This window comes from Pseudomonas sp. GNP014 (genome assembly GCF_054344005.1).
This window is the reverse complement of sequence record NZ_JBTGUS010000001.1, coordinates 3721192-3734532: the sequence shown is the minus strand read 5'-3', so window position 1 is coordinate 3734532 and position 13341 is coordinate 3721192. Positions and strand designations below refer to the sequence as shown.

At 60.2% G+C, this 13341-nt stretch carries 11 protein-coding genes; 4 read left to right on the top strand and 7 right to left on the bottom strand.

Translation table 11 applies throughout. The features are described 5' to 3' along the window. Window positions 1–143: 143 nt before the first annotated feature. Entirely contained in the window at window positions 144–1052 is a 909-nt protein-coding gene (glsB, locus tag ACXX9E_RS16795; protein ID WP_186747698.1) for a glutaminase B, read from the bottom strand. A gap of 138 nt (window positions 1053–1190) precedes the next feature. On the opposite strand from glsB, the gene ACXX9E_RS16790 reads away from it, so the two are divergent. Beyond that, window positions 1191–1679, top strand: a complete 489-nt coding sequence (locus ACXX9E_RS16790; protein ID WP_458555749.1) for a GFA family protein — start codon at window positions 1191–1193, stop codon at window positions 1677–1679. Window positions 1680–1863: 184 nt separating this feature from the next. Here ACXX9E_RS16790 and ACXX9E_RS16785 read toward each other — a convergent pair whose 3' ends face one another. The 3 genes from ACXX9E_RS16785 to ACXX9E_RS16775 form a co-directional block, all read right to left on the bottom strand. Continuing rightward, the gene (locus ACXX9E_RS16785) at window positions 1864–3150 is read right to left on the bottom strand and encodes an ATP-binding protein (RefSeq protein ID WP_458555748.1); all 1287 of its coding nucleotides are present in this window, start codon (window positions 3148–3150) and stop codon (window positions 1864–1866) included. Next, window positions 3151–3858 (bottom strand): response regulator, encoded by a 708-nt coding sequence (locus ACXX9E_RS16780; RefSeq protein ID WP_128615313.1) that lies wholly within the window; start codon window positions 3856–3858, stop codon window positions 3151–3153. Between the two features lie 227 nt (window positions 3859–4085). After that, complete coding sequence (locus tag ACXX9E_RS16775) at window positions 4086–4694, bottom strand: MiaE family protein (protein ID WP_025111469.1); 609 nt, start codon at window positions 4692–4694, stop codon at window positions 4086–4088. A gap of 159 nt (window positions 4695–4853) precedes the next feature. On the opposite strand from ACXX9E_RS16775, the gene uspL reads away from it, so the two are divergent. Next, window positions 4854–5717: a universal stress protein UspL gene (gene uspL, locus ACXX9E_RS16770; RefSeq protein WP_123467713.1), complete on the top strand. Its 864-nt coding sequence runs from the start codon at window positions 4854–4856 to the stop codon at window positions 5715–5717. A gap of 104 nt (window positions 5718–5821) precedes the next feature. On the opposite strand, the gene ACXX9E_RS16765 is transcribed toward uspL, so the two are convergent. Then, window positions 5822–6292 carry a DUF1289 domain-containing protein gene (locus tag ACXX9E_RS16765; RefSeq protein ID WP_108590615.1) on the bottom strand — a complete coding sequence of 157 codons (471 nt, stop codon included), beginning with the start codon at window positions 6290–6292 and terminating at the stop codon, window positions 5822–5824. A gap of 467 nt (window positions 6293–6759) precedes the next feature. Here ACXX9E_RS16765 and acnB point away from each other — a divergent pair, with 467 nt between their 5' ends. Beyond that, on the top strand, window positions 6760–9369 hold the full coding sequence (acnB, locus tag ACXX9E_RS16760) for a bifunctional aconitate hydratase 2/2-methylisocitrate dehydratase (protein WP_123467711.1): 2610 nt from the start codon (window positions 6760–6762) through the stop codon (window positions 9367–9369). A 75-nt stretch (window positions 9370–9444) separates the two neighbouring features. Here the strand turns inward: acnB and ACXX9E_RS16755 are convergent, their stop codons facing one another. Together ACXX9E_RS16755 and ACXX9E_RS16750 are read right to left on the bottom strand one after the other, a co-directional pair. Next, a complete protein-coding gene (locus tag ACXX9E_RS16755) occupies window positions 9445–11100 on the bottom strand; it encodes a SulP family inorganic anion transporter (protein ID WP_458555747.1) in 1656 nt (551 codons plus the stop codon). Window positions 11101–11244: 144 nt separating this feature from the next. Next, window positions 11245–12525 (bottom strand): HAAAP family serine/threonine permease, encoded by a 1281-nt coding sequence (locus ACXX9E_RS16750; protein ID WP_128614397.1) that lies wholly within the window; start codon window positions 12523–12525, stop codon window positions 11245–11247. A gap of 417 nt (window positions 12526–12942) precedes the next feature. Here ACXX9E_RS16750 and ACXX9E_RS16745 point away from each other — a divergent pair, with 417 nt between their 5' ends. Beyond that, window positions 12943–13326 (top strand): tautomerase family protein, encoded by a 384-nt coding sequence (locus ACXX9E_RS16745; protein WP_458555746.1) that lies wholly within the window; start codon window positions 12943–12945, stop codon window positions 13324–13326. Window positions 13327–13341 lie beyond the last annotated feature (15 nt).

Genomic DNA, 13341 nt, shown 5'->3' with positions numbered 1-13341 from the left:
CACTAAAGAAACCTGAGGGAGCTGGCTTGTCGGGGCGCCGCATCGCCGCGATGGCGGTGGTTCAGGCGACATTGATTCTGGATCTACCGGCCTCATCGCTGACAAGCAGCTCCCACAGGTTTTGTGGTGTTTGTGTGATCGGATCAGAACACCGACCAGCCAATTCTTGAGCTGAGCATCTCCAGTGCCGCCATCCCTGCCAGCGAGTTGCCGGCTGCATTCAACTCCGGTGACCACACGCACACCGTGAACTGCCCCGGCACCACCGCGACGATCCCGCCGCCCACCCCGCTCTTGCCCGGCAAACCGACGCGATAGGCGAAGTTGCCGGCTTCGTCGTACAAACCGCTGGTGGCCATGATCGAGTTGACCTGCTGGGTCTGGCGCCGACTGAGGATCTGTTCGCCGCTGTGCTTGCAGAACCCGTCGTTGGCCAGGAAGCAGAACGCCCGGGCCAGATCAATGCAGCTCATACGCAGCGCGCAATGGCTGAAGTAGCTGCGCAGCACCGCTTCGACGTCGTTGTGGAAGTTGCCGAACGATTGCATCAAATACGCCATCGCCGCGTTGCGCGCACGGTGCTGGTATTCGGAATCGGCGACTTTGCCGTCGATCATGATTTGCGGATTGCCCGACAGGCGCCGGACAAAATCGCGCATCGACAGGGTCGGCGCAGCGAAGCGCGACTGATTGATGTCGCAGATCACCAGCGCACCGGCGTTGATGAACGGGTTACGCGGCCGACCGCGTTCGAACTCCAGTTGCACCAGGGAATTGAACGGCTGGCCGGACGGTTCGTGACCCAGCCGCTCCCAGATCGCCTCGCCGGAATGCTCGATCGCCTGCACCAGGCTGAACACCTTGGAAATACTCTGCACCGAGAACGGCGTCTCGGCGTCGCCGGCGTAATACATCTCGCCGTCGTTGCCATACACGGCAATGCCCAGTTGATTGGCCGGCACGGTGCCGAGGGCAGGAATATAGTCAGCCACCTTGCCCTGCCCGATCAGGGGCCGGACAGCGTCAAGGATCTCGTTCAACAGCGCTTGCATGCCGGGTTCCGAAGTCTCGCCCCATGGGATTGCGGGGACACTGGGGCTAGACGCTGCGCCCGCCCGTCGAATCACACCGACCGCCATCGCACTGAGTGTTCTAGGCTCAACCGCACATTCAAAAACGGGAGAGCAACCATGCAACTCGAAGGCTCCTGCCATTGTGGCGAGGTCACGTTCAGTCTCACCAGCGCCCATCCCTACCCTTATCAACGCTGCTACTGCTCGATCTGTCGCAAGACTCAGGGCGGTGGCGGTTATGCGATCAACCTTGGCGGCGACGCGACCAGCCTCAAGGTACGCGGGCGCAAACACATCAGCATTTACCACGCGAAGATGAAAGACGAAGGCGACCAGCGCGCCCATCGCAGCAGCGCCGAACGACATTTCTGTTCACTGTGCGGCAGCGGCTTGTGGCTGTTCAGCCCGGAATGGCCGGAACTGATCCACCCGTTTGCCTCGGCCATCGACACGCCGTTGCCAGTGCCCCCGGAACATACGCATCTGATGCTCGGCTCGAAAGCACCGTGGGTGGAAATCGACGTTACAGCGCAAGACAAACAGTTCGACGTCTACCCCGAAGAATCCATCGCCCAATGGCATGAACGCCTCGGTTTGACCCGCTGACCGCGTAACTCCAGACTCCCCCCTGTAGGAGTGAGCCTGCTCGCGATGGCGGTGGGTCAGTAGCAAAAATGCCGATTGGACTGACCCCTTCGCGAGCAAGCTCGCTCCCACAATGATCTCCGGCGCTCACAAATCCAATGTGGGAGCGAGCTTGCTCGCGAACGGGCGGCACAGGGCAACGCATTCAATCCAGATGCGCCCAGGTCATGCGAAACGACGCCCCGCCCCAGGCGGAATCCCCGACCTCAACCTGCCCGCCATGGGACTGCGAGACCCGTCGCACCAACGCCAGGCCCAGACCGAAACCGCCGGTACGGCGATCCCGGCTCGCGTCCAGCCGCGAGAACGGTTCAAAGATCTTCTCCCGGCCGTCCACCGGCACGCCCGGCCCGTCGTCGTTGACCCGCACTTCGTAGTAGTCGCCATGGCGCACCAGCGACACCTCCACCCGCTGCTCGGCATAGCGAATCGCGTTGCGCAGCAGATTGATCACCGCCCGCGCCATGAAGCGAGGTTCGATACGCACCGTGTCGAGCCGGCAATCGCCAATCAGCAATTGCACGCCCGCCGCTTCGGCCTCCAGCGCCACACTGCCGACCACACTATCGAGCCAGTTGGCCGCCTGGATGTTCTCGCGCTTGATCACCGTGGCACCACGCTCGAGACTGGCGTAGGTGAGCAATTCGGAGACCATTTCTTCCAGTTCGCCCAGGTCGGCGTACATATCGGCAATCAGCTCGCGGTTCTGGCTGGCGTCCGGTTGCTGCTTGAGTTGATCGAGTTCAAATGACAGCCGCGCGATGGGCGTGCGCAGCTCATGGGAAACGGCGTTGGTCAGTTCGCGCTGATTGGCGATCAGCCCTTCGATGCGCGCGGCCATCAGGTTGAAGTGCTCGGCCAGATCACGAATGTTCGAACGCTTCGAGAGCTGAATGCGCACCGACAGATCGTTGTCGCCAAAGCGTTCGGCGGCCAGGCGCAATTTCTCCAGATCTCGCCAGTGCGGGCGCACCCAGAAGAACAGGACGATGCCGATCAGCACCGCGAGCATCGCGTAAGCCACCGCGATATAGAACGGCATCAGACTCGGCTCCGGCGGCAGTTTGATACTGAGCACCTGCGCGCCGCCGTCGATGTTGCTGATGAACTGGGTGTAGTTGTCGCGAATCACCAACAGGTTCTGCGCCAGCTCGGCCCTTTCTTCAGGGCTAAGGGCCAGTTGCCCGACCTCGACCAGACTCAGCGACAGCCCGTAATGCGGGCGCAGACTGTCCAGTTGTTGCTCACGTTCGGCGCCCTGGCGTCCGCGCAAATGGTCCACCAGCGACCATGCCTGACCGCGCACGGCCTCGCGGTTGTAAGCCTGCATCTGATTGTCGAGCAACGCATTGAAGGTGTGTTCGACGGTTTGCAGGGCCAGCACCAGACCGACCGTCATCACCAGAAACAGCCCGAGAAATAACCGCAGCATCTACAGCTCCCACGCAAACGGATTGAACAGATAGCCCTTGCCCCACACGGTCTTGATACACACCGGCTCGCGGGGGTTGTCCTTGAGTTTGTTGCGCAACTTGCTGATGTACACGTCGACGCTGCGGTTCAGGCCATCGAAGGCGATGCCGCGCATACGGTTGAGAATGTCATCGCGCGAAAGGATCTTGCCCGCCGCGCTGGCCAGCAACCACAGCAGCTCGAACTCCATCGTGGTCATTTCGATGACCTCGGCGGCCAGACGCACTTCGCGGCAACTGCGGTCGATGCTCAACTGGCCGAACTCCATGAAGCTGACCACGTTGCTGTCCGGCACTTGTCGCCGTTGCAATGCGCGCAGGCGGGCCAGCAACACCGGTGGCTTGATCGGTTTGATCACATAATCGTCGGCACCGGATTCGAGACCGAGAATATGGTCGAGGTCATCCTCCTTGGCCGTCAGGATGACGATCGGCGTGTCCGACACACTGCGGATCTCGCGGCATACGTGCAGACCGCTCTGCCCCGGCAGCATCAGGTCGAGCACCACCACCTTCGGTTTGAATTCGAGAAAGGCCGCCACCGCCAGGTCGCCGCGATGCACCGCGCGCACCTCGTAACCGTGTTGTTCGAGGAAGTGTGCGATCAGCGTGGCCAGACGCTCATCGTCTTCCACCAGCAGGACTTTGCCAAAACCCAGGTTATCCATAACGCCCGTCTGCCACCCTTGTGTGAAGTGGGCGACATTATGGCGGCAATCGCGGGCAGGACGTTTGTTTCAGGCAGCAAAAACCGGCCATGAGGGCCGGTTTTCGGTGATGTTTCATACTCTTAAGAGTTTTTTACAATCAAGAGCAAGGATCGCAGCCTTCGGCAGCTCCTGACGTTGACATGCTATGCCCTGTAAGCGCTGCCGCAGGCTGCGATCTTTTGATCTTAGGCCGCGGCCGGTACGCCACTGTGGAAACGGAATTCTTCATCGGGCGACTCGATCAGTTCCTGCTCGGCAGCGCGAACCTTCTCGATCACCTGGGCGATGTCCTTCGCGTCGCCATACTGGTAAGCCAGTTTCAGATAACCCTGAAAGTGACGCGCCTCGCTTTTCAGCAGGCCAAAGTAAAACTTGCCGAGTTCTTCGTCCAAATGTGGTACCAGTGCTTCGAACCGCTCGCAACTGCGCGCTTCGATAAAGGCCCCGACCACCAGTGTGTCGACCAGTTTCACCGGTTCGTGGCTGCGCACCACTTTGCGCAGGCCCGAAGCGTAACGCCCGGCATGCAGTTGACGCAGTTCGATCTTGCGGCGCTTCATGATGCGCATGACTTGTTCGTGGTGCACCAGTTCTTCCCGGGCCAGGCGCGACATCATGTTGATCAGGTCGACGTGGGAATGGTACTTGGCAATCAGGCTCAGCGCGGTGCTGGCAGCCTTGAACTCGCAGTTCTTGTGGTCGATCAGCAGGGTTTCCTGATCGGCCAGTGCGGCCTGAACCCAGGCGTCGGGCGTGCGGCAGCCAAGGAATTCGTGGATTTCGGGAAGGATCATGGGGCTCACGGTAAAAGGTGTTCGAGCGAAGGCCGCCGATTATACCGGCCTGTCCGCAGACCACCAGTGGCGGGTGTTGATATGCATCAAGTCACGGACGCTCGGGCAGCAACTATAGTTGTGCAACGCCGTGCCTTTTCTTTGCTGGAGACTCCGCTCATGCAAGCCATTCGCAGCATTCTGGTGGTCATCGAACCCGAACATTCGGAAAGCCTGGCGCTCAAGCGCGCCAAGTTGATCGCTGGCGTGACCCAGGCTCATCTGCACCTGCTGGTGTGCGACAAGAAGCACGACCACGCCGGCATGCTCAGCGTGCTCAAGGCCGCGCTGTTGGCGGACGGCTACAGCGTCACCACCGAACAGGCATGGAACGAGAGCCTGCACGAAACCATCATCGACGTGCAGCAGGCCGAAGGCTGCGGTCTGGTGATCAAGCAGCATTTCCCCGACAGCTCGCTGAAAAAAGCCCTGCTGACCCCGGCGGACTGGAAACTGTTGCGCCACTGCCCGACCCCGGTGTTGCTGGTGAAAACCTCCACCTCCTGGAAAGACCGGGTGATCCTCGCGGCAGTCGATGTCGGCAATGCCGATGGCGAGCACCGGCATCTGCACACCACCATCATTGATCACGGCTACGACATTGCCAGCCTGGCCAAGGGGTATTTGCATGTGATCAGCGCCCACCCATCGCCGATGCTGTCGGCGGCCGATACGACCATGCAGTTGAGTGAAACCATCGAGGCGCGCTATCGCGAGCAATGCCGGGCGTTTCAGGCGGAGTTCGATGTCGATGATGCGCATCTGCACATCGAAGAAGGTCCGGCGGACGTGTTGATCCCGTTCATGGCGCACAAGCTGAAGGCGGCGGTGACGGTCATCGGCACCGTGGCGCGCACCGGGTTGTCAGGGGCGCTGATCGGCAATACCGCCGAAGTGGTGCTGGATGCCCTGGAAAGCGATGTGCTGGTGCTCAAGCCGCAGGAGGTTGAGGATCATCTGGTGGAGCTGACGGTGAAGCACTAAGGATTGCGGTGCCTGAACCTGCCCCTTCGCGAGCAAGCTCGCTCCCACATTGAATTGATGTCGTTCACAAAACCATTGTGGGAGCGAGCTTGCTCGCGAAGCTTCTAGGCGCCGAAGGCGTCCTTGAGGAAGCCGGGCGCGATGTAGCGCTGGTAGTGCGCTTCCGACAGCAGGAAGAATTCCCGATCAATGGCATCGCGCAGTTCCGGCAGGTTCCAGTCGCGGAACTCCGGCAGCAGCACCATCCCGTAGGCTTCCAGATTAATGATCACCCGGGCCCCTCGGGCAATCAGCTGATACGCCCAGCAGTACTCCGACTGATGCGGCACGAAGCGGATCTTGCGCTGTTCCAGCTGCTGGCGCAGGCGCGCCGGATCAAAGATCTCGACCTTGCTCGCCATCACTTGTGACAGCAACTGCTCCAGACGCAACCACACCGCGCGTTTTTCCTCCTCCCCGTAACCATTCCAGTTGATCACTTCGTGGTGGAAACGCTTGCAGCCACGGCACACCAGATCACCGTAAACAGTGGAGCAGAGGCCGACGCAGGGGGTCTTGATGGTCTGATTGGGCATAAATTAGCAAAACACTGAAACGCGGAACAGGCCGGCATGTTAGCCCTTTGTCGGGCATTGATCACCCCTCAAACGTCAGGGGCAAGGCCTCGATCGCCGTTTGCCCCGGGCACGCACAACGCCACCAAAGTCCAATAGAGCCCGACTTACCTTTAAATTTTTTTTGCCGTAGAATCAGCCAGCCTTTTAAGGCGCCAATGTCCGTTAGAAGCTGTTTTCAAAGCGTCACGAGCACAGTCGTTCCTTCAGAGCGGTGTTGGCGAAGGGTTTTTCCAGCGGGGAAAAGCCTGTCGCCAACCCTCATCAGCTCCCCGTTCTGCAGGCGTAAAACTTTGAAAGCAGCTTCTGTAAGGAATTGCCGGTAATTCTGACCGAGCGACCCACAACGTCGTGAGGTGCATGAGTACGGCCATTTCGGGATGAGCGTCCCGGACACCCATTTGGGACCACTGATGAGGGTAATAACTGTGCTTGAAGCCTACCGCAAACATATCGAAGAGCGTGCAGCCCTGGGTATCGTTCCCCAGCCGCTTAACGCCGAACAAACTGCAGGCCTGGTCGAGCTGCTGAAGAATCCTCCGGCTGGCGAAGAAGCTTTCCTCGTTGACCTGATCACCAATCGCGTACCACCAGGAGTGGACGAAGCCGCTTACGTCAAAGCCGGTTTCCTGTCGGCCCTGGCCAAAGGCGAAGTCACCTCCCCTCTGCTGGACAAGAAGCGCGCTGTAGAACTGCTCGGCACCATGCAGGGCGGCTACAACATCGTGACCCTGGTTGAACTGCTGGACGACGCCGAACTGGCGCCAGTGGCTGCCGAAGAACTCAAGCACACCCTGCTGATGTTCGATGCCTTCCACGACGTGGCTGAAAAAGCCAAGAACGGCAACGTTCACGCCAAAGCCGTGCTGCAATCCTGGGCTGACGGCGAGTGGTTCAAGAAGCGCCCTGTGCTGGAAGACAAAATCAGCCTGCGCGTATTCAAAGTAACCGGCGAAACCAACACCGACGACCTGTCCCCGGCGCCAGACGCCTGGTCGCGTCCGGACATCCCGCTGCACGCCCTGGCCATGCTGAAAATGGCCCGTGACGGCATCGTTCCGGACGAGCAAGGCAAGACCGGCCCGATGAAGCAGATCGAAGAAATGCGCGGTCAAGGCTTCCCGATCGCCTACGTCGGTGACGTGGTCGGTACCGGTTCTTCGCGTAAATCGGCAACCAACTCGGTACTGTGGTTCTTCGGCGACGACATCCCTTACGTGCCGAACAAGCGCGCTGGCGGTTTCTGCTTCGGCAGCAAAATCGCTCCGATCTTCTACAACACCATGGAAGATGCCGGCGCACTGCCAATCGAGTTCGACGTATCGAACATGAACATGGGCGACGTGATCGACCTGTACCCGCACGCTGGCAAAGTCTGCAAGCACGGTACCGACGAAGTCATCACCACCTTCGAAATGAAGACCCCTGTGCTGCTGGACGAAGTCCGTGCCGGCGGTCGTATCCCGCTGATCATCGGCCGTGGCCTGACCGAGAAGGCTCGCGCCGAACTGGGTCTGCCAGCATTCGACCTGTTCAAGAAGCCGGAAGCACCGGCTGAAAGCACCAAGGGCTTCACCCTGGCGCAGAAAATGGTCGGCAAGGCGTGCGGTCTGGCAGAAGGCCAAGGCGTTCGTCCTGGCACCTACTGCGAACCGAAGATGACCACCGTAGGCTCTCAGGACACCACCGGTCCAATGACCCGTGACGAACTGAAAGACCTGGCGTGCCTGGGCTTCTCCGCTGACCTGGTAATGCAGTCGTTCTGCCACACCGCGGCGTATCCAAAGCCGATCGACGTGACCACCCACCACACCCTGCCTGACTTCATCATGACCCGCGGCGGCGTTTCCCTGCGTCCGGGCGACGGCATCATCCACTCGTGGCTGAACCGCATGCTGCTGCCGGACACCGTGGGTACCGGTGGTGACTCGCACACCCGTTTCCCGATGGGCATCTCGTTCCCGGCCGGTTCCGGTCTGGTCGCGTTCGCCGCTGCCACCGGCGTCATGCCGCTGGACATGCCGGAATCGATCCTGGTGCGCTTCAAAGGCAAAATGAAACCTGGCATCACCCTGCGTGACCTGGTTCATGCGATTCCTTACTTCGCCATCCAGAACGGTCTGCTGACCGTCGAGAAGAAAGGCAAGAAAAACGCCTTCTCCGGCCGTATCCTGGAAATCGAAGGCCTGGAAGGTCTGACCCTGGAACAGGCGTTCGAACTGTCCGACGCCTCGGCCGAGCGTTCGGCTGCCGGTTGCACCATCAAGCTGTCGAAAGAGTCGATCACCGAGTACCTGAACTCCAACATCACCCTGCTGCGCTGGATGATCGGCGAAGGCTACGGCGATGCGCGTACCCTGGAACGTCGCGCGCAAGCGATGGAAGCCTGGGTTGCCAACCCGGAACTGATGGAAGCCGATGCCGACGCCGAATACGCCGAAGTCATCGAAATCGACCTGGCCGACATCAGCGAGCCTGTACTGTGCGCGCCGAACGACCCGGACGACGCCCGTCTGCTGTCCAGCGTTGCTGGCGAGAAGATCGACGAAGTGTTCATCGGTTCGTGCATGACCAACATCGGTCACTTCCGCGCTGCCGGTAAGCTGCTGGATCAGGTCAAGGGTCAGCTGCCAACCCGTCTGTGGCTGTCGCCGCCGACCAAGATGGACGCTCACCAACTGACCGAAGAAGGCTACTACGGCATCTACGGCAAGGCCGGCGCACGCATGGAAATGCCAGGCTGCTCGCTGTGCATGGGTAACCAGGCACGCGTTGAGCCGAACAGCACCGTGGTGTCGACTTCGACCCGTAACTTCCCGAACCGTCTGGGCGACGGCGCGAACGTCTACCTGGCTTCGGCTGAGCTGGCGTCCGTAGCCTCGATTCTGGGTCGCCTGCCGACCGTCGAGGAGTACATGGAATACGCTGGCAAGATCGACAGCATGGCGGCCGATGTTTACCGCTACCTGTCCTTCGACCAGATCGCCGAGTTCCGTGAAGCTGCTGCGAACGCCAAGATCCCGGTCGTTCAAGCCTAACGTTACAAAGCAATGAAAAACGCCGCCCATCGTGAGATGAGCGGCGTTTTTTTATCCTTTGAAAATAGCGAAGGCCTACAAGGGGCCAGTGTTGAGCTTGAGGGCATGCTGCACCGCGCCATCGACGCTCAGACCGCTGAGGATCACCCCGTTAGCCGTCACCTCCGGCAACGCTTCAAGCGCAGCCAGCGCCTCATGCTTGAGCCGCGCCAGAATCAACCGCTTGCCTTCCTGATGCACGCGCAGGAAGAACTCCTGCATCGCCTCGATACTGGTACCGTCCAGGTCCGGGCTTTCCTCCAGACTGATGATCACCGTATGCAGCGGCGCGTCCGAATGACGTATCAAGTGCAGCGCCGCACCGAGAATTCGCTCCACATTGGCGAAAAACAGCGCCTCGCTGGGTCGCAAGATCAACACGCCCGGCTCAACCGTCGCCGTTGGATGGCGCTGCAAATCGACAAAATCGTGCCCGCCGTCGATCCGCCCGAGCACCTGAATATCCGCCGCTGACATCTGCTTGAGCATCAGCAACACGCTGATCGCCACCGACACCAGCAAGCCGTCGAGAATACCCAGCACCAGCACCGCCGCCACCGCGCACAACACCAGCACTCGGTCCCGACGCCAGATGAAATAGCGCCCCAGCGGCTGCAGACTCAAGCCGCGGCCCAGGGCATGCATGACGATCGCCGCCAGAATCGGCTCCGGCGTCAGGGCGATCCATGGCAGCACCGTCAGTACGATCACCAGCACCACCAGCGCCGCTACCCCGCCCGCCCAGCGTGACGTTGCCCCCGCTGCCTCGTTCGCCGAAGTCGCCGAATAGCCCGCCCCTGCCGGCATGCCGTGGAACAATCCAGACAGCAGATTCGAGGCGCCGAGTGCCAGCAGATCGCGGTTGGAGGTGACGCGGTCGCCATGCTTGAGCGCAAACGAGCTGATCGAACCGTAGGACTCGGCATACAGAATCATCACCATCGCGAACGCCACTTCACCCAACCGGAGCCAGTCAGCGAACGGCAACACCGGCAGATTCGGCACCTCCAGACTCAGGTCAATCAACCCGATCATCTTCACGCCATACGCCGGCAGGTCCAGCCACTGCCCGGCGGCGATGCCGATGCCGACCACCAGCAAGCCACCGGGCACTCGGGGGAATCGCGAAAACAGCCCCAACAACACCAGCGCGACGCCAGCGACAGCGGCCGCCGGCCAGTTCCATTGCGGCAGTTGTTCGAGTAATTGCGGGGCGAAGCGCACCAGATTCGCGTCGGTCAAGTGCACGCCGACGACGCTGGCGACCTGCTTGATTATGATGGTCAGCGCCAGTCCGAAGGCAAATCCGCGCAACACCGGTTTGGCGATAAACGCAGTAACGCTACCAAAACGAAAGATTCCCGCCAGCAGAAACAACCCACCCGTGACCAGCACCAGACCGATCGCCAGGCTCGCGCGCAGTTGCGGATCACCATTGGCCAGCGACGCCGTGGCCGCCGCCAGCACGGCAGCTGACGATGACGTCGCGGAGACGATGGCGAAACGGCTGGTGCCGAACAGCCCATAGCAGAGCAAACCCGCAAACAAGGCAATTACCCCGGCCTGGGGCGCCAATGCGGCGATGGTCGAATAGGCGACGGCTTCGGGCAGCAACAGGCCGGCAATCGACAGTCCGGCGAGAATGTCCTGCCAGCGATTGGGTGGTTCTACAGCTTGGGGCGCGCTCGACAATCCACTGTCTCCAGACGAAAAAAAGCCGCTGCGCATCAGGGATGCGCAGCGGCCTACTGTAGCTGAAAAGCAAAAGATCGCCGCCCTCGGCAGCGCCTGCGAGTGTAGATAAAACCCCGCAGGCGGCGATCTCTCGATCTCGCCTTAAGCGCTCAGCGAATAAACCAGCGCCGAAATCGCCACCAGCCCCACTGCGGTGACAAATACGTTCGACGCCTGACCACGATAACGGGCCATCGCCGGCACCTTGCGAATCGCATACATCGGCATCAGGAACAGGATGGCTGCGATCACCGGACCACCGATGGTCTCGATCATGCCGAGGATGCTCGGGTTCAGCGTTGCGACGATCCAGCAGATGACCAGCATGAACGCCGCGACAATGCGATCCAGCGCCTTGGCACCCGGACGCTTGCCGCTTTTGACGATCAGGCCTTTCAAGCCTTCACTGGCACCGATGTAGTGACCGAGGAACGACTTGGAAATCGCCACAAACGCAATCAGCGGCGCGGCAAACGCGATGGTCGGGTTGCTGAAGTGGTTGGCCAGGTACGACAGGATCGACAGGTTCTGCGCCTTGGCTTCGGCCAGTTGTTCCGGCGACAGGGTCAGCACGCAACTGAACACGAAGAACAGCACCATCGCCACCATCAACAGGTGCGCACGGGACAGGATCTGCGAGCTGCGTTCTTCGGCGTGAACCCCGTAACGACGCTTCTGATCCACCGCGAAGGCCGAGATGATCGGCGAGTGGTTGAACGAGAACACCATCACCGGAATCGCCAGCCACAGGGTGTGCAGCAGCGCCGACGGTGCGGGCACCTGCGAAGCGGTGGTCAGGATGCCGCCGTTCCAGTGCGGAATCAGATACACCGCCAGAAACAGCAGCGCGACGATAAACGGATACACCATCAGGCTCATCGCCTTGACGATCGCCTGCTCACCGCAACGCACCACGGCCAGCAGGCCGAGGATCAGCACGAACGACAGCAACGCGCGCGGTGGTGGCGTGATGTGCAGTTGGTGTTCAAGGAAACTCGCGACCGTGTTGGTCAGGCCAACGCTGTAAATCAGCAGGATCGGGAAGATGGCGAAGAAATACAGCAAGGTGATCAGCGCCCCGGCCTTGATGCCGAAATGCTCCTCGACCACGTCAGTGATGTCGGCGCCTTCACGACCGGAGAGCACGAAGCGGGTCAGGCCACGGTGTGCGTAGAACGTCATCGGGAAAGCCAGCAGCGCAAGGATCACCAGCGGCCAGAAGCCACCCAGCCCTGCGTTGATCGGCAAAAACAGGGTGCCGGCGCCGATGGCCGTCCCAAACAGTCCCAACATCCAGGTGGTGTCCTGGCGATTCCAGCTCGAAAGTTCAGCGGGTGCTGCTGCATCAAAGCGTTGATCGACGCTTTTGGCCTGATCATTCATCCGGTCGGATCTCCGCATTCCGGTCACTTGCCACTCGGTCAGGACGCGTCGGAAAAAACCGACAGACATGCTCCGGCCGAAACAGGGGCGCGATTCTCCGCGATAAATGAGCAGAAGCAAAGACTTAGCTGAGGAATGGTTGTGCGGTGCAGATCAGCGGGGTGTCGTTTTCAGGAACAAAGCTGTCGCTGATAGACACCTGAAATGTCGTTTTTGATACATCTTTTCGAGTTCAAGCACGCGTTTCATGTCGAACCTGAATCATTCAGAGCGAATCTGCACGCAGGACAGACCGCTGGCCTCTTCAGCGAACACAGGGACCTTTGAGAAATTGCCTCGTGTTCAAGCACCCAAGCCTTTCAATTTAGGCCACATGATCTAGCGTGAGATGAGTCCCCTGCCCTGCGGAGCCCTCCCATGCCTTTGGTTCGCGTTGACATCAAACAAAACCCCGACCCCCACTTCGCCAAACACATCGGTGAACAGATCTACGCTGCCATGCGCAGCACCATCAATGTGCCGGAGCACGACAACTTCCAGATCCTTGCCGAGCACGATGGCGAGCACTTCATCTTCGACCCGCAGTACCTGGGCATCCAGCGCACAGACCAATTGGTAATCATCCAGATAACGCTCAACGAAGGCCGCACTCTGGAGCAGAAAAAAGCGCTCTATCAGACCATCGCCCAAAGCCTCAACACCCAACTGGGCATCCGTCTCGAAGACGTGTTCATCAATCTGGTGGAAGTGAAAAAAGAGAACTGGTCGTTCGGCAATGGCATCGCGCAATACGCCAGTTGACCGCCCTTCACCTCC